This window comes from Comamonas sp. (genome assembly GCF_009360615.1).
Lineage (GTDB): Bacteria > Pseudomonadota > Gammaproteobacteria > Burkholderiales > Burkholderiaceae_C > Comamonas.
In genome coordinates this window covers 92,641-112,208 of record NZ_SPEY01000028.1, presented here as the reverse complement: position 1 = coordinate 112,208, position 19,568 = coordinate 92,641, and the positions used below count along the sequence as shown (strand labels likewise).

Genomic DNA, 19,568 nt, shown 5'->3' with positions numbered 1-19,568 from the left:
AGTCACTCCGGGGGGCGCAGTATTTGCTCCATTCATGATCGGTCGGCTCGCACTGACGGGAGACGCAGATGCTCGTCTGCGGATGAGGAAAGGTTTTCACTTCCCATTGCGGGGGGGCCAGGCTCGCATGGTCACGGCCGCAAGCCAATCCGTGGCGGATGCAGTTGCTGCCGCCCGGTTCAAGACCGCACCGGGAGTGTCTGGCGTCTTCTCGCGGGCGCGAGCGATGGGATTTTTCGTTCCGATCGCTCGCCGGAGTGTCAAGCCGTCATCAGACTTTGCGCACCTTCACTGGCAATCCTTGCCTGACCACGGCTCCCGATACCCAGTCGATCCAGACGTTGTCTTTCTCCGCACGGGTTGGGTCGGCAAACCCCAGGGCATTGAGGTTCACGCCATTGCCATGCTGCGGGTTGGCATGGGTGGGCCGGCCGTCCACCTTGTGGGCCACGGTGCCCAGTTGCTTGTGGCCGTAGCCATGCTCGATTGCGATTGCGCCCGGCGCAATACCGGCGCGTACCAGTGCCACAGCCTGAAGCCTGCCACCTGGGGTGCTGATCTCGATAGCGTCGCCATTGGCGATTCCCAGCCGGGCCGCGTCGGCCTTGTTCAGGCTCACGGGGTTGTGCGGGTGCACCTGGCGCAGACGCGCGGCGGCAATCGACATGCTGCTCATCAGATTGGACTTGTAGCTGGTCATGGTCAGCGGCCATTCCTGCTCGGTGAACACGGCACGCATCTCCGAGCCGTCGGCCAGGCGCGCGGGATACCAGGTAGGGCAGCCGCTGTAGCGCTCGCCGGTCATGGAATGACGCATCCTGGAAAGCCCTTCGTGCCAGAAGGTGGCCGGGAACCTGGCCTGCAGCTTGAGTTGCTCGCCCTTCCAGGCGTCTTCGACCTTGTCAAAGCGGCCGCCACGGCTCATGACCATGGCAACGCGGCGTACTTCCTCGGGCTTCACGCGCTTTTCCACCGAGGGCATCCACTTTTGCAGGCCAGTGATTTCAATATCGTCGTCGCTGGCTTCGGGCACGGGCTTACCGGCCTGGTAGGCGATATTGCACATGCCGCGCAGGTAGAAGTCTTCGGCGTTTTCGAGGTCGAGTGGTTCGCCATCTTTGGTGGACATGGCGTTTTTGCCAAAGCCGGGCAGGCCGAGTTGTTTGGCGACGGCAAAGATAAAACTTTCAAAATTGATGACCTGGCCGTCGGCCGTTTTGGCGGTTGCGGCCTCCACCGTGGGCCAGCGCACGGTGCTGCTCTTGGCCACCACGTCGGCCCAGGGTGCGCCAATGCCCCAGCTTTCATAGGTGACGGTGTCAGGCACGATGTAGTCGGCCAGGGCCGAGGTCTCGTTGATGAACGGGTCCACCGAGACAAACAGCGGCAGCTTTTTCACATCCTTGACCGCATCGGCCAGCGCATTTTCGAAGCCGCACATGGCGTAGACGGGGTTGCTCATGTGGTTGATCCAGGCCTTGACCGGGTAGGGGTAGCCCAGCATGCCGGCGGCCAGCATTTCACTGGAAAGGCCTCCTGGCGCGGGGTACCAGGGCGCTCTGGCGGGGTAGGGGTTCTCGCCGGCGTCCTTCTTGCGCTTGAATTCGCTGGTCTTTTCGTAGGGAAACCGGGTGCGCGACAGGGCCACGCCCCGGGGTTTGACCGCCCCTTCAAACTGCGCGAAGTTGTAGCGCGGGCCGGGGCCGAAGGGCCCGAAAGGGCCGGCGTCCATGACCCAGCCACCGCGCACGTTCAGATTGCCGATCAGGTTGTTGAGCATGGCAATGGCGTAGGCGGTGTAAAAGCCCGAGCCATTCATGGTGCCGCCGTGCGAGTTGGCAACGGCCTTCTTGCCATGGCTGGTGAACTCGCGTGCCAGATCCTCGATCTCCTTGACCGGCACGCCGCACAGGGCCGCATACTCTTCCAGAGTCTTCCTGTGTGCCTCGGTGCGCAGCTTGACAAAGGCGGTGCAGACGGCAATCGGGGCCGGGTCTTCGGCGGAGTCGGCATTTTCTCGAGGCGTGAACTTGCGCTCAACGATGAGTTCTGCGGCAGTGGCGACCGTGTGGGCTGCCAGCGATCCATCGGGCAGCTGCACCACAAAGACGTCTTCGGCTGGTGTGTTCCCGTCCACGGCCTCGGGCATGGGCAGGCCGATATCCGAGCCCCGCAGGAATTGACCGTAGCGCGGATGTTGGGGCTCGTTGATCAGCAGGTGGGTGGCGTTGCTCCAGCTGGCTTCGCCAGCGGCCGCCATGGCCTCGGGGCCGGGCTGGCTCAGGAACTGCCTGTCATAGCGCTCGTGGTCGATGATCCAGCGGATCAGCCCCATGGCCAGTGCCAGGTCACTGCCGGGTTTGACGGGCAACCAGCGGTTGTTCTCACCCGCCGCATGGCTGGATGAAGTCGGCAGCATGGGCGAGACCACCACGTATCGATAGGTGTTCTCGCCGCGAGAACGCGCTTCGGCCAACTCGCGCCCCACACGCTGGAAGGGATTGCCGGATTGCGCTGGCGAGGTGCCGATGAACAGGCCAAAGCACGAATTCTTCCAGTCCGGCTTGCCGTGGGGCATGCCCGCCATATCGCCCAGTGCCGCGCCGGTGCCCACCCGGTAGGTCTGGCCGCAGTACGAGCCATGGTTGGACACATTGATGGTGCCGAACGATTGTTTGGCAAAGCGGTTGACCAGCGGGGTGCGGCCCTCGTTGGCGGCTTCCGTCACCAGCAGCTGGTTGGACCTGGGGCCATATTCGGGGTTGGCTTCATCAATCAGCGTGTCGACGTCGCGGATGGCGGCGAGACCGTCCACATGACCTTCGCCGAAGAGATCGCCTCCTTCGCAGATTTCCTGTACCAGCGTTTCGAGCGTGATGCTCTTCCACTGGCCGGAGCCGCGTGGGCCCACACGCTTGAGCGGCTGGAGGACGCGGTGCGGGGCTTTTTGATGCTCGAGCATGGCCGCCCCCCGTGCACAACTGGTGGCACGACCTTCCAGACCGTTGTCACCGCCCAGCATGGCATAGACCTCGCGCACCGGTGTTTCCATGGGAGCAGGATGGGTCGTGGCCAGCGGGTGATAGGGGTTGCCGGCGATGCGGATGATCCGGTTGTCAGCGGTATCGATGCGTACACGTACTCCGCACTGCGTCCAGCAGCCCAGGCATGACGAGGGGCTGACTACCTGGCCGGGCTGGGTCGAGAGCTGGCCGGTGACGGGGTCGATACGGAATTCTGGCGTCAGCGAGTTGCCACGCGTGGCGCTCAGGGGGCGCTTGCCCGAGCTGCCGGTGATGAGGCCTTTGGCGCCCTTGGCCACGGTCTCGCCATAGCCCGCGGCAAAAGCCGCCAGGCCACCAGCCACGGCGCCGCCGCGCAGCAGCAGACGTCTTTTGGCGATGTTGGCATCCTGGGTGGATTCAGGGGTGATTTTCTGGTCAGTCATGGTCTTGCCCTTGGTTTGAGGGAAGGGCAAGCGCAGCAGTGCTTCTAAGGTTTTGATGGCTGCTGGCGCTTGCCTGTATTACGGTAAAGGCCTATTTGGCTTGAGTCTTCAAGCGCCAACAGCAGGTTTGCGGGCCGGGAACGTTTCCAGCGCCCAGGTGGACATCGCCACCAGTGCCACGCACAGGCCAGCCATACCCAGCATGCCCATCAGGCCTTCCCCCCCCAGAGGCATGCGGTAGAGATACAGCCCTGCGCCGAATTTGGGCACGCCTTGCACGCCCATGAACAGCGCCCAGCGGAAGGCCCAGGCGGATGCCGCCAGGCCGGCTCCCAGCACCAGGGTGTAACCCTTGGCTGCAAGACGATGCTCGCCACGCATCAGCGCCACCACCACGACGGCACCGCACGCGGCCGATCCCAGCATGGAGATGCGCCAGACAGGGAACTCCTTGAACAGGCGGACCGCCATGTCAAAGGAGGGGTTCTGTCCCGCGATGCCGGCAACGCCCCAGGTCAGGGCGCTGGCGATCAGGCCGGTGGCAAGCCAGAGGCCCAGCGTGCGCAGCCCTTGCAGGGTTGCCGCATCGGGCTGCAAGGCCCGCGGCAGAAAGCGCGAGAGCACAAAGCCCATGCCTACGGTGGCCAGCCAGCCACTCAGTGCCAGGTTGATCGGCACCCATGGCGTGTTCCACAGCGGGCGCGAGCGGACGACCATGATCTCGGCACCCGTGTAGGCCACGATGCTGATGGTGGACAGCAGCAGCACAGGCGCCAGCAGGCGCATCAGCTTGTGCCTGCCCAGCCACCACAGCGCGCACATCAGCACGCAAAGCCCCACGAACGTGGGCATCAGCACGGCACCCAGGCTCATCCACGACCAGGGAGTGAGGTGGGCATAGAAATGCCAGAAGCGTGCAGGCTGGTGCAGGTCGGCCAGCAAAGCCACAGGGGCGGCAATGGCGCTCACGGCCAGCACCAGTATGGCGGTAGGCAGCAGGCGCTGGCGCTGGCCCCGGGGTGGGCCGAACGTGCAGACCGAAGTCAGCAATGCGGCGCCCGTGGCCACACCGACGAGAAAGAAATACTGCACGGCCCAGGGTAGCCAGGCCGCTTCATAGGCCGGGGTCAGGAGTTCGATGATGTGCATCTGACAGTCCTTTTTTGATTTTCTTGATATGTCGGGGTGGACGTTTCTTGCATTGCATGGACTGACCCGGCAACTCCGGGCAAGGGCAGCCCCGCAGCGAGAGATCCGTTTCCCCTGCGAGCAGCGATTGGGCGGCGAGGCGCGACGCGACTCAGGAGTGGACGACCAATCTCACGGTGGCCTGGCCATCGACACCGTTCACGAACGCATCGGGCAGGCCGATGTAGAAGACATGCGGCTGGGTCTTCATGCCGGGCTTGAGGACCTTGATCTCGTCCTTGTGAGCCTTGATGCGCTGGTTGATTTCGCTATGTGCGTCGTTCAGATCGCCAATCACGCGCGCACCGCCCACGCAGCTCTCCACGCAGGCGGGAAGCAGGCCGGCTTCAAGGCGGTGTTCACAGAAGGTGCATTTGTCGGCAGTCTGTGTTTCGTGATTGATGAAGCGCGCATCGTAGGGGCAGGCCTGCACGCAGTAGCCGCAGCCCACGCAGCGCTCGTTGTCGACCAGAACGATTCCGTCGGTGCGCTGAAATGTGGCTTGCACCGGGCAGACGGGCACGCAAGGCGGTTCGTCGCAGTGGTTGCACAGCCGCGGCAGGCTGACCATGGCGGCCGCCGTGTCGCCGGCCTGGTCGATTTCGTACTGCAGCACCGTGGTGCGAAACTGGCCGATAGGGGGCTGGTTTTCGACCGAGCAACTCACCGTGCAGGCCTGGCAGCCAATGCATTTGCGCATATCGACCAGCATCCCAAAGCGCTTGCCTTCCATGCCGGGGCGACGAGGGGGCTGGAATGCAGGGTCCCCGGGCAATGCGGCGCGGGCACTGCCCGCAAGGCCCAGGCTGGTGGCCATGGCAATCAAGTCCTGCAAGAAGCCGCGCTTGGTGGGCGTAGTCACTGCCTTCGGAGTGGTTCGGGCAATGGGGGGAGGGCTGCAGGCGCAGACCGAGTTGCTGCCGGAGCAGTTCGGGAGTTCTCTTTCATGAAGTGGCATGGACCTGGCTTTCATCGTCGCGCTGGCATCGGAAATATCGATGCTTTATTTAAAAAAAGTATATAAATACTATTTTTTATTCGACTTCTACTATATGAATGCCTGGCTCTGCCTCGCTTGATTTGAGTCAAGGTTTCGCTTGTTCAGGCCTTTTTTCTATGGAAAACCCGCAACAGAGCGACTGGCTGCAGAGCATGCCGGCACTTGATTAATGAACTGTTAAGCAATGGAGGGCGAATCAGATGCAATCCGGGGTTGCGGCCCCCATTTCGGGCTGCCTTCAACACGTTGCCGTCCTGGACCGGGCTGTTCCGTTGCTGTCCGACAGTGCTGCGGATGCGCGAATTTCTTGAAAGCGGCATGTTTTCTGTAAGATGTCCCCATGCTGCAAGTTTTATGAGCGGCCGGCCTTGATGCTTGCTGCTCCGCAGCTATCTTGGTGCACTGCCCAGTGCATGCGATATTCCAATTTCGTCACATTGAAAGGTCCGATATGTCACGCTCTGTTTCCGACGCCGTTTCCACTGCCCAAGACGATCTGGAAAAACTGGTCAGCGATCTGCGAGGTCTGCTGTCTGCCCGTGAACTGGACAAGGTTCCCGAAATCAGCGCGCTGCGTCAGCGCATTGATGACGGCATGGCCAATGTGCGTGAATCTGCCGTGCGTGCCGCTCAGGATGCCGCTCGCCAGGCGCGAGAAGCCGCCGATGTGGCCGATCGTTACGCGCACGACGAACCCTGGCGCGTCGCCGGTGCAGCGCTGGCCGTCGGCGCTCTGCTGGGATTCATGCTGGGTCGTCGTTGAGCATTGCCGCGTTGCAGAAGGACAAGCGCCTGTGAATTTGATTTCGCTACTGGGTCTTGATTCCCTGATGGAGCGCTGGCGCGCCAACCTGAACGAGGCAGCGATTGCTGCCGAAGATCGGGTTGACCTGGCCCAGCTTGAATGGCAGCAGCACAAGCGCAGCATGCAGGCGCTGGCAGTGCTGGCCATCGTGCTGGGCGCACTCACCGTGGTCGTGCTCATTGTCCTGTCCCTCGCGGTGCTCGTGCAGTTCTGGGACAGCGAGCATCGCCAGCTGGTGGCGTGGCTGCTGGTTGGGGGCTGGCTCCTGATCTGGGGCCTGGGCCTGTGGCGTCTGCTGGCAGCCGTCAGGCAGCTGTCCAGTCCCTTCAGGCTGACACGGCGCGAGCTCAGAGCGGATTGGCAAGCGTTGAAGGAGAGGATCTAGCATGCATACCGTCTCTCCCGACCCGCGCTCTGCGGAGCTGGAGTCCTCCAGGCCGCCAGGCATGGATGCTCAGCTCTGGAGCGAGGCGAGCGCCGAGCAGAAACTGGTGCTCCTGCGCATTGCCAAGCAGCGTGCACGCATCAAGGCTCGAGCGGCTGCCAAGGCCCAGGCGTTGGCTCTGCGCAGCACGGAGGCGCCGCATGTGGACGCGGACGCTCCCTTGCCTGAGCGCCTGTTGTCCTTCGTGCGCCTGCATCCGCTGGCAACCGCAGCTGCGGGGGGCTTGCTCCTGGTTCTCGGGCCGCGCAAGCTGATCCGCTGGGGCAGCGCGGCGCTGCCCTGGATTCTCAAGCTGCAGCAACGTACGCGAGGCTGAACGCTCCCGAAAAACAGCCCGTCAGGCGCATGCCGGACGGGCTGTTTCTTTTGGCGCGGCCAGCAGGCCAGGCCTCCGGTTCGGTCAGGTTCAGTGAAATTTCAGTGCATATGGGCGATGGCCTGGGCGGCTTCGGTGACCAGCCCGGGGCCGCGATAGATCAGGCCGCTGTAGATCTGCACCACATCGGCACCTGCGCGGATCTTGCTCACGGCGTCCGCCCCGCTCAGGATGCCGCCCACTCCGATGATGGGGAAGCGGCTTCCAAGAGCGGAGCGCAACTGGCGAATGATCTGGTTGCTGGCCTCCAGCACGGGTGCACCGGACAGGCCGCCGCTTTCTTCGGCATGCTGCAGACCCTTGACGGCATCGCGGCTGATGGTGGTGTTGGTGGCAATCACGCCATCCATGCCATGGCGCTCCAGCGTCGCGGCGATCACGCCAACCTGCTCCTCGTCCAGGTCGGGAGCGATCTTCACGAACACCGGCGTGCGCTTGCCATGCTGGCTGGCGAGCTGCTCACGGCGATTGGCGACAGCGCCCAGCAGCGCGTCCAGCGCCTCATCGCTTTGCAGCGCACGCAGATTCTTGGTGTTGGGCGAGCTGATGTTGACCGTCACGTAGTCGGCATGAGGGTACACACCGTCCAGCGCCTTGATGTAGTCGCTGGTGGCCTCCTCGATAGGGGTTGTGGCGTTCTTTCCGATGTTCAGACCCAGCAGCATGGCGCCGCCTTTGGCGCGCACTTGCGAGCGACGCACATTGGCAAGGAAGGCATCCAGGCCTTCGTTGTTGAAGCCCAGACGGTTGATCAGCGCATTCTTTTCAGGAATGCGGAACATGCGGGGCTTGGGATTGCCGGGTTGCGGTCGGGGCGTGACGGTGCCCACTTCCACAAAGCCGAAACCCATGGCGGCGAGCGCATCGATGCAGCGTGCATTCTTGTCCAGGCCGGCTGCCATGCCCACACGGTTAGGGAACTGCAGACCCGCAAGCTCGATGGGGTCGTTGACCAGAGGTTGTGCCCAGGCTTTCTGGAGCAAGGTGTTTTGCCCCTTGGCCATGAGATTCATGGTGAGGTCGTGGGCCGCTTCGGGGTCCATGCCGAAAAGAATAGGACGCGTCAGTGAGTAAGGAATAAGAGACATGGGGATAATCGCAGGATTACCTGGATTTTCCCTCATGACGACATCTGCTGCACCTCTTTCTCAAGATGAACTGAAAACTCTGGTCGGACAAGCGGCCCTGAAATATGTGGTCGCCGGTGAAATTGTGGGCGTGGGCACAGGCTCCACGGTCAACAAGTTCATCGATGCACTGGCCACCATCAAGGACAGGATTCCTGGCGCCGTCTCCAGCTCCGTGGCCAGTACCGAGCGCCTGAAGGCCTTGGGCATCAAGGTGTTCGATGCCAACGACGTCACCCGCCTGGCCGTCTATATCGACGGTGCCGACGAGATCGACGGCAAGGGCCATATGGTCAAGGGGGGTGGTGCGGCGCTGACGCGCGAGAAGATCGTGGCAGCGCTGGCCCAACGTTTTGTCTGCATTGCCGATGAGTCCAAGCGCGTGGACGTGCTGGGCCATTTTCCGCTGCCCGTGGAAGTCATTCCCATGGCGTCAGCCCAGATCGCCCGTCGCTTTGAGGCCATGGGCGCTGGCGTGACGGCGCAAATCCGCATGAAGGATGGTTCGCCCCTGGTAACCGACAACGGCCAGCATATTCTCGATGTGCGCGGTCTGAAAATCGCAGAGCCGCTGGCCTTCGAGTCCGAAGTCAATCAGTGGCCCGGCGTGGTGACTGTCGGCGTGTTTGCACATCAGAAGGCCGCAGTGTGCCTGCTGGGCACCGCGCAAGGCGTGCAGACGCTGGAATACTGAGCAGCAAGCGGCTGCCGAACAGCCACCGGCTTGCTACGGTGGCTTTTTTTATGAAAGTGATGGCAGTTGGGTTGGTGTGTGCAAGAAGCAGAGCGTGTCTGGCTGCATGCCCTGAGGTCTAGAAGCGCAGGCCGGCAGGATTGTCGGGTGTGGGAGTGCCAGGGGGCGGGGCGGGCTTGGTCTGTGCCGCGGGGCGCTCGGCGGGCCTGGCAGTTTCGGTTGCGGCGGGGGGCGGTACGGTCAGGGGCCTGGCTGCCGGAGCCTTGTAGCTTTTCGGCAGCTGAGGCTGCTTGGGATAACCGGCTGCGCTCAGGTACTGGTCCCAGCTGTCGGCGCCAAAACCCTTGAGGTGCTGATTGCCGACGGTGGCAAAAGGCAGGCTGTCCTGTCCGCTGATTTTTCTGAGGGCCGCTACGTCGCTGCCCGAGTCTATGGTGCGTTCATTGAACGGGATGCCGCGGTTTTGCAGATGGCTGCGTGCCTCGTTGCAGGGCTCGCAGTCCTTGCCTGTATAGAGGGTGACAGGATAGCGGGCTGCTGTCTGGCGCAGGTCGTAGGGCAGTTGTGCGTTGGCGGAAGATGCTGCGTTGTCGGTACCGCTCATTGCGTCGCCACTGGGTTTGGCGTTGGGGCTGATGGCCCGGTCGGAATAGGTGATCCGCCCGTCCGGCCCCACGCTGCGGTAGAGGCTCTGGGCCTGGCTGGCAGCGCTCGCCAATGCGGCAAACGCAGCTGCCAGCATTGTCAGTCGCAGGGCGTTGCGGGAGATCGGTTTCTCGGCCGGGGGCCGTGCAATGAAAGATCGTGGCATCTCAATCTTGTTCAACGAGGTAGTCTGAGGACGTGAACGACAGAGCCATAGCATAGCTTGCAACCTGGATGTCCCGGTGTCCTGCATGGGGGGGCTGTCCGGGTTGTGCAGCACCGGTCCTGGCTCGATGTCTGAAGGTCGCCGGCATGAAAAAGCGCCCGCTAGGGCGCTCCGAAGGCGGCCCCAGAAGACTCAGGCGGCCTGGCCCATGCCCTGATGGCGCAGCAGTGCGTCAATCCGTGGCTCACGGCCTCGGAAGGCCTTGAAGGACTCCATGGCGGGCCGGCTGCCGCCAGCCTCCAGTATCGACTCGCGGTACCTGCGGCCGGTTTCGGGGTTGGGTGAGCCATCGGCAAGCATGGTTTCTTCGAAAGCCGCATAAGCGTCCGCGCTCAGTACCTCGGCCCATTTGTAGCTGTAGTAACCTGCGGCGTAGCCACCGGCAAAGATATGGCTGAAGGTGTGGGCCATTCGGTTGTAGGCAGGCGATGGCAGCACGGACACCTCGGCGCGCACCTGGTTCAGCAGCTCCAGGAAGTCGTTTTCCGGGTTGTGTTCGGTGTGCAGAAGCATGTCGAACAGCGCGAACTCGATCTGGCGCAGGGTCTGCATGCCAGACTGGAAGTTCTTGGCGGCAATCATCTTGTCGTACAGCGCGCGGGGCAGGGCCTCGCCCGTGTCCACATGGGCGGTCATGTGCTTGAGCACATCCCATTCCCAGCAGAAATTCTCCATGAACTGGCTGGGCAGTTCGACGGCATCCCATTCCACGCCGGCAATGCCAGAGACATCGCGTTCGTTGACCTGGGTGAGCATGTGGTGCAGTCCGTGGCCGGTTTCGTGGAACAGGGTGATCACATCATCGTGTGTGAGCAGCGCGGGTTTGCCGTCCACGCCAGATGCGAAGTTGCACACCAGATGGGCTACAGGCGTTTGCAGCTGATGGGTGTCGGGACGCAGCCAGCGCGTGCGCACATCGTCCATCCAGGCACCGCCGCGCTTGCCTTTGCGCGCCTGTGGATCGAGGTAGAACTGGCCGACCAGCTGGGGCCCTTGTGCGGTCGAGCGCTCGATACGATAGAACTCCACGCAGGTGTTCCAGACCGGCGCTTCGTCGCGGCGGATGGAGACCTCGAACAGGGTCTCGACAATCTTGAACAGGCCGGCCAGCACCTTGGGGGCCGGAAAGTACTGCTTGAGCTCCTGCTCGCTGAAGGAATAGCGCGCTTCCTTGAGTTTCTCGCCGATGAAGGCCCAGTCCCACGGCTGCGGGTCGGAAATGCCCAGCTCGGTCTTGGCAAACGCGCGCAGATCGGCCACATCTTTTTCGGCGTAGGGACGGGCGCGCCGTGCCAGATCGCGCAGAAAGTCTATGACCTGCTGGGGCGAGTCGGCCATCTTGGGAACGACCGAGACTTCGCCGAAGTTCTTGTAGCCCAGCAACTGCGATTCTTCCAGGCGCAGCGCGAGGATCTCCTTCATCACGGCGGTGTTGTCAAAGCGCTTGCCATCGCCCTCGGCCTGGTCGGAAGCCCGGGTCACGTAGGCCTGGTAAATCTTCTCGCGCAGAGCGCTGCTCCTGGCAAACTGCATCACGGGCAGATAGCTGGGCATCTTCAGCGTGAGCTTGTAGCCGGTCTTGCCATCGGCTTCGGCGGCGGCTCTGGCCGAGGCGATCACGTCGGACGGAACGCCATCCAGCTCCTCCAGCTGGGCGAAATAGGCAAAGGCATCGGTGGCATCCAGTGCGTTCTCACTGAATTTCTGGGCCAACTCGGCCGAGCGTGCCTGAATCTGCGCGAATCGTTCCTTGGCAGCGCCCTGCAGTTCGGCGCCGGACAGCACAAAGCCGCGCATGGCATGGTCCCACGCTGCGCGCTGTTCCTTGTTGAGGCTGGCCGGGGCGATGGCCTTGTACTTGGCGTACAGGCGTTCATCGGCACCCAGATGGGTCCAGAACTCGGTGACCTTGGGCAGGGCTTCGTTGTAGGCCGCGCGCAACTCGGGCGTGTCGGCGACGCTGTTGAGGTGATTGATGGCCGACCACGCCGTGCCCAGCTTTTCGGTTGCCACGTCCAGCACGGCCGATATGGCTTCCCACTGTGCGGGGAACTCCGGCGCAACCACGGTCTCCAGCGCTTCGCTGGCACGGGCCAGCAAAGTGTCGATGGCGGGAGCCACGTCCGCAGGTTGAATGCGGTCAAACAGGGGCAGGGAGGAGGATTCGAGAAGTGGATTGCTCATGCTGTATTAGGTGCCGGCGAGGTCAGGAAAATCAAGCGCTCTCAGGGTATTTATTGCTATCGCGTTCATAGCGTCAGCCTGCGGTCAGAAGCCTGCTTGCGACTGGACGACTAGCAAGCGCCGGTCTTCGCCACCTCGGGCGCAAGCGCCCGGGAGGAGGTGGCCGTGAGCGGCGAAGAGCGGTCAGCCGGCGGCGCGTTCTGCCGATTCCATGGTGTTGACCAGCAGCATCGTAATCGTCATCGGCCCGACACCACCGGGCACAGGGGTGATGTAGCCGGCCACCTCCTTGACACCGTTGAAGTCCACATCGCCACAGAGCTTGCCTTCGGCGTTGCGGTTCATGCCCACGTCGATGACCACGGCACCGGGCTTGACCATGTCGGCAGTGAGCACGTCAACCTTCCCCACGGCAGCGACGATGATGTCGGCCTGGCGAGTCATGGCGGCCAGATCGGCGGTGCCGCTGTGGGTGACGGTGACCGTGGCGTTGGCGGCCAGCAGCATCATGGCCATGGGCTTGCCCACGATGTTGGAGCGGCCGATGACGACGGCATGCTTGCCGCGCAGATCCTTCATGCCGATGGATTCCAGCATTTTCATGCAGCCATAGGGCGTGCAGGCCTTGAAGCCGACTTCCCCGACCATCAGTGCGCCGGCGCTGGCCACGTGAAAGCCGTCCACGTCCTTGGCGGGGGAGATGGTTTCGATGACCTTGTGGTCGTCAATGTGCTTGGGCAGGGGCAGCTGAACCAGGATGCCGTGGATGCCCGGATCGTTGTTCAGCGCCTCGACACGTGCCAGCAGTTCGGCCTCGGTCATGGAGGCATCGTACTTTTCCAGCACCGAGTGGAAGCCCACGTCTTCGCAGGCCTTGACCTTGTTGCGCACATAGACCTGGGAAGCCTGGTTGTCGCCCACCAGAATCACGGCCAGGCCGGGCGTGATGCCCTTGGCCTTGAGCGCTGCCGCGCGTGTGGCGACTTCCTTGCGCAGTTGTTCGGAGAGGGCTTTGCCGTCGATGAGTTGGGCTGTCATTGCAGGAGTACCAATAAAAATGCTGCTAGCACTTGATTTGCAAGCACTAGCAGCTATCAGAGCAGGAGTTGGCTATGGCGCGAGGCCTGACCAGTGCTGCCTGGATTATCTCGCGATTGGAATGGCTTCCGATTTCGCGGGGAGCACTTAATTGACGGCTGCCGCCTTGGCTGCAGCGCTGGTCTGGCCCTGGCCCAGTGCGATCTTGAGCAGATCGGCCACCGTGTTGGCGTTGAGCTTTTCCATGATGTTGGCACGGTGGGCTTCCACTGTCTTGATGGAGATGCCCAGATCGTCGGCGATCTGCTTGTTCAGCCGGCCTGCGACGATGCGCTCGAGCACCTGGGCTTCGCGGCCCGTAAGCTTGGCCAGCAGTGCATCACGGCTTGCGGCCTGCTGGTGGCCGGTGAAGGCTTCACGGGCGTGATCCAGCATGCGCTCGACCAGACCCAGCAGCTCTTCCTCGTTGAACGGTTTCTGGATGAAGTCCAGGGCACCTTTCTTCATGGTGTTCACTGCCATGGGCACATCGCCGTGACCGGTGATGAACACGATGGGCAGAGGGGACTTGCGCTCGATCAGGCGGTCCTGCAGTTCCAGGCCGGTCATGCCGCCCATACGGATGTCGACGATGAGGCAAGCCACCTCGCGCGGGTCGTAGCGCGACAAAAAGGTCTCGGCGGAGTCAAAGCAACGCACGCGGTAGTCCTTGCCTTCCAGCAGCCATTGCAGCGAATCGCGGACTGCTTCGTCATCGTCAACTACGTAAACAGTGCCTTTTTTGGGAATCAAACTCATGCAATCGTCCTCTTTATGGGTTCGCTTGTCGTGGTGAGTGTTGTCGTCTCCACACCCGTTGCCAACGGTAGCCAGAATGAGAACCGGCAACCAGTGACCTCGGTTCCATTGTAGAGGTTCTCGGCATGCATTCGGCCCTGATGTGATTCGACGATCGAGCGGCACAGGTTCAGGCCGATACCCATGCCTTCGCTCTTGGTGGAGAAGAAGGCTTCGAACAAGTGTTCCAACACTTCCGGCGGCAGGCCCTTGCCGGTGTCCTCGACGGTGAATTCCACGCCCGGAAGTCGTTCGAAGACCTGGGGGCGCACGCGCAATTCGACATTGCGCTGACCCAGCGGGCGGTCGGACATGTCAATGGACTCGGCACTGTTTTTCATCAAATTGATGAGAACCTGCTCGATCAGGATGGCGTCGGCCATCACCGGCGGCATGCGCTCGGCGATATGGGAGGTCAGCTGCACATTGCGACGGCGCAGCTCGATACCGGCCAGCTCCAGCGCTTCACTGACCATCTCCTCCACCTGGGCCAGCGTGCGATTGGGCTCGCTCTTTTTCACGAAGGAGCGGATGCGCTGAATGATCTGCCCGGCGCGCTGGGCCTGGTGAGCGGTTTTTTCCAGTGCAAACTTCATCTGGTCCGGCGTGAGCGTGCCGTTTTCCAGCCGTGTCAGCATGCCCGAGCTGTAGTTGCTGATGGCGGTCAGCGGCTGGTTCAGCTCGTGCGCCACGCTGGATGCCATCTCGCCCATGGTGATGAGCCGGCTGGCGGTCTGGGCTTTTTCAGCCTGGGCTGCCGCCTGCTCTTCGGCCAGACGGCGCTGCGTGATGTCGGTGGCGATCACCATCTGGGCCAGTCGGCCGTCCACCCAGCTGAGGTAGCGCGACCGGACTTCCAGCCATTTGCCCAGGCTGGGCACGAAGATCTCTGCGTTCTCGCTGCGCGACTCGGTGATGGATCCGGTGGGAAGGCCCATCAGGCCGTCTTCGTTCTCGGCTTCCGGCTGGTGGCGAACCGGCAGCTTGCCGGCCTGGGCCACCAGCTGCAGGTGTCCTTCGGTGTGGGAGCCGAACCACTGGCGGTACAGCTTGTTGGCAAACAGCAGCTCGGCACTGCCAAGCGGCGCCACGGACACTGAAGCGTCGAGCGCCTCCAGCACGATGGTGAAGCGTTCGTACGAGGCCGACAGCTGTTCCCGAATCCGGTTGGGTTCGGTGATGTCCGTCATGGACGACATCCAGCCCGTGTGCTGGCCATGGGCATCGATCAGCGGAGATACATACAGGCGCGCATCGAACAGGCTGCCGTTCTTGCGTTTCACGCGCACCTGGAAACCGCCGACGATGGTCTTGCCCGACAGCTCCTCGCGCAGCTGCGAATGCAGATTGTCGTAGTCGTTATCGGGCCAGTAGGAGTAGGGGGGGACCTGGCCGACCAGATCCTTCTCGCTCCAGCCCGTCATCTGGCAGAAAGCGGCGTTCACGTAGGTGATACGGCCCTGCAGATCCAGGGCGCGCATGCCGGTGAGCACGGAATTTTCCATGGCGCGGCGGAAGTTGGTCTCCGCCACAAGCGCTTCCTGGGCCCGCTGGCGGCGGCGCGTGTGGCGCCACGTGGCCAGCAGCAGCCAGGCCGTCATGGCCGACAAGGTGCCTACCAGCCAGAACAGGCCGCTGCCGACAACGCCCAGCGATGTCTGGTAGGCCTGGGCGCGCATCATCAGAGCCGTTCCCACAGGGGAGACCGGCACCTCATATTCGTTGGCAATGGCGCGCCAGTGCAGCAGCTCGGTGGGTGTCTTGCGCGGCGCCAGCGGTGTGCCTGCCAGCACGTGGTTGTCGGCGTCGCGCATGGTGATGGCGTAACGCGCCATCACTTCCGTGGGCGTGCCGTAGCGCAGCAGGCTGTCCACCGAGAACTCGGCCAGCAGCTCGCCCTGGTAGCGGCTGTTGGCGCTGATGGGAACATGCAGCTGCAGCAGTGGGGGCAGCTCGTTCGGCTGGGCTTTTTCCTGTACATAAATGGGCTGCAGCATCTCGCGGGCCTGCTCATAGGCTTGCAGGGTTTCCCCTTGGTGCAGGCCTTCGCCGATGGCACGCAGCTGATCCGTGGCCACGGTCGGGGCAGACTGGCTGTAGATAACCTGGCGCTTGTCGTTGATCCAGGTGATGGATTGCAGCTCGGGGTACTGGCTGATCAGCGCTTCTGTGCGGCCGTCGAAGTCGGCCTTGCGCATTTCTCGGGTGCCGATGTCGCGGGCCATGCGCATCAACTGCTCCTGGCGCTCAAGCAGTCGCAGGCGCACGCGCTGCTGGGCATATTCCACGTCGCGGCGCAGCGCTTCCTGCTCGCGGTCCACTTCCTCCGTGCGCAAATACCAGAAGGACGCAATGATTGCAGCCATGAACATCAGCACGGAGGCCAGCGGCGCGAGAGCAGCGTAGCGATCCTGCCGCGTCGGCGACAGGCTGCGCCACCAACTGCGCCACCAGCGTACAGGGGGGGCAACGGATTGTGCGCTTTCTGCGTCCTCTTTTTCTCGTTCGTGATTGCTTGTTTGCATGGCTCCAGTGTAGGGGAGAGACCGAGTGGAATCTGCGACTATTTCTGTCGCGTAAAAGACAATCTATACCGTCTTCCCTGTATGTGCATTTGCAACATTTTTTTATATAGTGAAATCACAAAGCACAATTTGAAATCTAAAAAAAATGTGCGAAACTCGCCAGCGATCGACACAGTGAATCGGTTTAATCCGGGGAGCACCCGAAGGTGCTGTGCCACGCGTCTTGCGGTGTGGCGCTTGCCGCACCCGTGTGATGCCGCACTCACTGCTTCGTGATAAAGCTACCCCCTCTCGAAGGAGACACTCCCAATGACAGCTCAGACTGATCCCAAAGGCGCTGGCTTTCCCGCCGGCCTGGACCAACAAGAATCGCGCGAGTGGATGGATGCCCTCTCTGCGGTGATCGACCGCGAAGGCGCGGACTATGCTCACAAGCTGATCGAGGATTTGCTTGAACACGCTCGCCAGAACAGCGTGGACATGCCGTTCTCTGCCAATACCGGCTACGTGAACACCATCGAGGCCGATCAGGAAGAAAAGTGCCCCGGCAACCTCGAGATCGAAGGTCGCCTGCGCGCCTACATGCGCTGGAACGCCATGGCCATGGTGGTCAAGGCCAACCGCATTCATCCCCCCGAAGGTGGTGACCTGGGGGGGCACATCGGCTCCTTCGCCTCGCTGGCCAACATGTTTGCGGCCGGCTTCAACCATTTCTGGCACGCCGAGAACGAAAACCACGGCGGCGACTGCCTGTACATCCAGGGGCACGTGTCGCCCGGCATCTACGCCCGCGCCTACCTGGAAGGCCGTATCTCCGAAGAGCAGCTGCTGAACTTCCGCCAGGAAGTGGACGGCAAGGGGCTGTCGAGCTACCCCCACCCCAAGCTGATGCCCGACTTCTGGCAGTTCCCCACGGTGTCCATGGGCCTGGGCCCGCTGATGGCGATCTACCAGGCGCGTTTCCTGAAGTATCTGCACGCACGCGGCATTGCCAACACCGAAAACCGCAAGGTCTGGGTGTTCTGTGGCGACGGTGAAATGGACGAAGTGGAGTCCCTGGGCGCCATCGGTCTGGCCTCGCGCGAGAACCTGGACAACCTGATCTTCGTGATCAACTGCAACCTGCAGCGTCTGGACGGCCCCGTGCGCGGCAACGGCAAGATCATCCAGGAGCTGGAAGGCGAATTCCGCGGTGCCGGCTGGAACGTGATCAAGCTGCTGTGGGGCAAGGGCTGGGACGAGTTGCTGGCCAAGGACAAGGACGGCGTGCTCAAGAAGATCATGATGGAGTGCAACGACGGCGACTATCAGGCCTTCAAGGCCAACGACGGTGCCTACGTTCGCAAGCATTTCTTCGGACGCGATCCTCGCGCCCTGAAGATGGTCGAGCACATGTCCGATGACGAGATCTGGAATCTGCGCCGCGGCGGCCACGATTCGCAGAAGGTCTACGCTGCATTTGCCGCTGCCAACAGCCACAAGGGCCAACCCACCGTGCTGCTGGTCAAGACCGTCAAGGGCTTCGGCATGGGCAAGGTCGGTGAAGGCAAGAACAACGTTCACCAGACCAAGAAGCTGAGCGACGAGGACATCAAGGCCTTCCGTGATCGCTTCAACATCCCGATCCCCGACAGCCAGATTGCGGACATCCCCTTCTACAAGCCGGCCGACGATACGCCGGAAATGAAGTATCTGCACGAGCGTCGCAAGGCGCTGGGTGGCTACCTGCCACACCGTCGCCAGCAGGCGGACGAGCATTTCACCGCTCCTGCGCTGGATACCTTCAAGGCCATCCTGGAGCCCACACCCGAAGGCCGTGAGATCTCCACGACCCAGGCCTATGTGCGTTTCCTGACGCAGCTGCTGCGCGACAAGAACATCGGCCCCCGCGTGGTGCCTATCCTGGTGGATGAAGCCCGTACCTTCGGCATGGAAGGCCTGTTCCGCCAGGTCGGTATCTACAATCCCCACGGTCAGCAATACACACCGGTCGACAAGGACCAGGTGATGTACTACCGCGAGGACAAGGCCGGCCAGATCCTGCAGGAAGGCATCAACGAAGCCGGCGGCATGTCCAGCTGGATCGCTGCGGCCACCAGCTACAGCCACAGCAACCGGGTCATGATCCCGTTCTATGTGTACTACTCGATGTTCGGCTTCCAGCGCATCGGCGACCTGGCATGGGCGGCGGGCGACCTGCAAGCACGCGGCTTCCTGCTGGGCGGCACGTCGGGCCGTACCACGCTGAATGGGGAAGGCCTGCAGCACGAAGACGGTCACAGCCACATCCTGGCCAACACCATCCCCAACTGCGTGTCGTACGACCCCACGTTCGCTCACGAAGTGGCCGTGATCATGCAGGACGGTCTGCGCCGCATGGTGCAGAACCAGGAAAACATCTTCTACTACATCACGCTGCTGAACGAGAACTACCCCATGCCTGGCCTGCAAGCCGGTACGGAAGAGCAGATCCTCAAGGGCATGTACATGGTCAAGCCAGGCCAGAAGGTGCCCGAGAGCGGCCTGCGCGTTCAACTGCTGGGCTCCGGCACCATCCTGCGCGAGTCCTTCTTCGCCCAGGAACTGCTGGAAAAGGACTGGGGCGTTGCGGCCGACGTCTGGAGCTGCCCGTCGTTCAACGAACTGACGCGCGAAGGTCAGGAAGTGGATCGCTTCAATATGCTGCACCCGCTGGAAGCTGCCAAGGTTCCCTTCGTGTCCCAGCAACTGGCTGCCCATCCCGGCCCCGTGGTTGCTTCGACGGACTACATGAAGGCCTACGCCGAGCAGATCCGTCCCTACATGCCCAAGGGCCGTACCTACAAGGTGCTCGGTACCGACGGTTTCGGCCGTTCGGACTTCCGCGCCAAGCTGCGCGAGCACTTCGAAGTCAACCGTCACTACATCGTGGTGGCTGCACTGCGCGGTCTGGCCGACGAAGGCAAGATCAACGCCACCACGGTGGCCGAAGCGATCAAGAAGTACGGCATCAACGTCGACAAGATCAACCCGCTGCACGCCTAAGAAGGG

14 protein-coding genes are annotated in these 19,568 nt (G+C 62.4%); 5 read left to right on the top strand and 9 right to left on the bottom strand.

The genetic code is table 11. The annotated features are described in order from the left end of the window. Positions 1-271: 271 nt before the first annotated feature. From E2583_RS10470 to dsrO, 3 genes are all read right to left on the bottom strand, one after another. Complete coding sequence (locus tag E2583_RS10470; protein WP_291595521.1) at positions 272-3,448, bottom strand: tetrathionate reductase subunit A; 3,177 nt, start codon at positions 3,446-3,448, stop codon at positions 272-274. Positions 3,449-3,556: 108 nt separating this feature from the next. Next, positions 3,557-4,597 carry an NrfD/PsrC family molybdoenzyme membrane anchor subunit gene (nrfD, locus tag E2583_RS10465; RefSeq protein WP_291595519.1) on the bottom strand — a complete coding sequence of 347 codons (1,041 nt, stop codon included), beginning with the start codon at positions 4,595-4,597 and terminating at the stop codon, positions 3,557-3,559. Positions 4,598-4,748: 151 nt separating this feature from the next. Then, positions 4,749-5,594: a sulfate reduction electron transfer complex DsrMKJOP subunit DsrO gene (gene dsrO / locus E2583_RS10460; protein ID WP_367158592.1), complete on the bottom strand. Its 846-nt coding sequence runs from the start codon at positions 5,592-5,594 to the stop codon at positions 4,749-4,751. Positions 5,595-6,087: 493 nt separating this feature from the next. Between dsrO and E2583_RS10455 the strand changes: the two genes are divergently transcribed. Genes E2583_RS10455 through E2583_RS10445 form a run of 3 tightly spaced genes read left to right on the top strand, consistent with a single transcriptional unit; the run spans position 6,088 to position 7,202 of the window. Beyond that, complete coding sequence (locus E2583_RS10455; protein WP_291595517.1) at positions 6,088-6,399, top strand: DUF883 family protein; 312 nt, start codon at positions 6,088-6,090, stop codon at positions 6,397-6,399. 31 nt (positions 6,400-6,430) lie between these two features. Next, positions 6,431-6,826, top strand: coding sequence for a phage holin family protein (locus tag E2583_RS10450; protein ID WP_291595516.1), 396 nt, complete (start codon positions 6,431-6,433; stop codon positions 6,824-6,826). A 1-nt stretch (position 6,827) separates the two neighbouring features. After that, positions 6,828-7,202: a hypothetical protein gene (locus tag E2583_RS10445; protein ID WP_291595514.1), complete on the top strand. Its 375-nt coding sequence runs from the start codon at positions 6,828-6,830 to the stop codon at positions 7,200-7,202. A gap of 101 nt (positions 7,203-7,303) precedes the next feature. Here E2583_RS10445 and E2583_RS10440 read toward each other — a convergent pair whose 3' ends face one another. Further along, entirely contained in the window at positions 7,304-8,350 is a 1,047-nt protein-coding gene (locus E2583_RS10440; RefSeq protein WP_291595512.1) for a quinone-dependent dihydroorotate dehydrogenase, read from the bottom strand. A gap of 34 nt (positions 8,351-8,384) precedes the next feature. Between E2583_RS10440 and rpiA the strand changes: the two genes are divergently transcribed. Then, a complete protein-coding gene (gene rpiA, locus E2583_RS10435) occupies positions 8,385-9,083 on the top strand; it encodes a ribose-5-phosphate isomerase RpiA (protein ID WP_291595511.1) in 699 nt (232 codons plus the stop codon). 118 nt (positions 9,084-9,201) lie between these two features. Here the strand turns inward: rpiA and E2583_RS10430 are convergent, their stop codons facing one another. From E2583_RS10430 to E2583_RS10410, 5 genes are all read right to left on the bottom strand, one after another. Beyond that, positions 9,202-9,894 (bottom strand): glutaredoxin family protein, encoded by a 693-nt coding sequence (locus tag E2583_RS10430; protein ID WP_291595509.1) that lies wholly within the window; start codon positions 9,892-9,894, stop codon positions 9,202-9,204. Between the two features lie 192 nt (positions 9,895-10,086). Then, complete coding sequence (locus E2583_RS10425; protein WP_291595508.1) at positions 10,087-12,138, bottom strand: M3 family metallopeptidase; 2,052 nt, start codon at positions 12,136-12,138, stop codon at positions 10,087-10,089. Between the two features lie 183 nt (positions 12,139-12,321). After that, on the bottom strand, positions 12,322-13,176 hold the full coding sequence (gene folD, locus E2583_RS10420; RefSeq protein WP_291595507.1) for a bifunctional methylenetetrahydrofolate dehydrogenase/methenyltetrahydrofolate cyclohydrolase FolD: 855 nt from the start codon (positions 13,174-13,176) through the stop codon (positions 12,322-12,324). A gap of 147 nt (positions 13,177-13,323) precedes the next feature. After that, positions 13,324-13,974 (bottom strand): response regulator transcription factor, encoded by a 651-nt coding sequence (locus tag E2583_RS10415; protein WP_291595505.1) that lies wholly within the window; start codon positions 13,972-13,974, stop codon positions 13,324-13,326. Next, complete coding sequence (locus E2583_RS10410) at positions 13,971-16,538, bottom strand: PAS domain S-box protein (RefSeq protein WP_291595503.1); 2,568 nt, start codon at positions 16,536-16,538, stop codon at positions 13,971-13,973. The genes E2583_RS10415 and E2583_RS10410 overlap by 4 nt, the downstream gene beginning before the upstream one ends. A 309-nt stretch (positions 16,539-16,847) precedes the next feature. Here E2583_RS10410 and aceE point away from each other — a divergent pair, with 309 nt between their 5' ends. Continuing rightward, positions 16,848-19,562, top strand: coding sequence for a pyruvate dehydrogenase (acetyl-transferring), homodimeric type (aceE, locus tag E2583_RS10405; RefSeq protein WP_291595500.1), 2,715 nt, complete (start codon positions 16,848-16,850; stop codon positions 19,560-19,562). Positions 19,563-19,568: the final 6 nt, after the last annotated feature.

Coding starts and splice junctions, on each gene's coding strand:
- E2583_RS10470 (WP_291595521.1), bottom strand. CDS start 3,448: ATGACTGACCAGAAAATCACCCCTGAATCCACCCAGGATGCCAACATC.
- nrfD (WP_291595519.1), bottom strand. CDS start 4,597: ATGCACATCATCGAACTCCTGACCCCGGCCTATGAAGCGGCCTGGCTA.
- dsrO (WP_367158592.1), bottom strand. CDS start 5,594: ATGCCACTTCATGAAAGAGAACTCCCGAACTGCTCCGGCAGCAACTCG.
- E2583_RS10455 (WP_291595517.1), top strand. CDS start 6,088: ATGTCACGCTCTGTTTCCGACGCCGTTTCCACTGCCCAAGACGATCTG.
- E2583_RS10445 (WP_291595514.1), top strand. CDS start 6,828: ATGCATACCGTCTCTCCCGACCCGCGCTCTGCGGAGCTGGAGTCCTCC.
- E2583_RS10440 (WP_291595512.1), bottom strand. CDS start 8,350: ATGTCTCTTATTCCTTACTCACTGACGCGTCCTATTCTTTTCGGCATG.
- rpiA (WP_291595511.1), top strand. CDS start 8,385: ATGACGACATCTGCTGCACCTCTTTCTCAAGATGAACTGAAAACTCTG.
- E2583_RS10430 (WP_291595509.1), bottom strand. CDS start 9,894: ATGCCACGATCTTTCATTGCACGGCCCCCGGCCGAGAAACCGATCTCC.
- E2583_RS10425 (WP_291595508.1), bottom strand. CDS start 12,138: ATGAGCAATCCACTTCTCGAATCCTCCTCCCTGCCCCTGTTTGACCGC.
- folD (WP_291595507.1), bottom strand. CDS start 13,176: ATGACAGCCCAACTCATCGACGGCAAAGCCCTCTCCGAACAACTGCGC.
- E2583_RS10415 (WP_291595505.1), bottom strand. CDS start 13,974: ATGAGTTTGATTCCCAAAAAAGGCACTGTTTACGTAGTTGACGATGAC.
- E2583_RS10410 (WP_291595503.1), bottom strand. CDS start 16,538: ATGCAAACAAGCAATCACGAACGAGAAAAAGAGGACGCAGAAAGCGCA.
- aceE (WP_291595500.1), top strand. CDS start 16,848: ATGACAGCTCAGACTGATCCCAAAGGCGCTGGCTTTCCCGCCGGCCTG.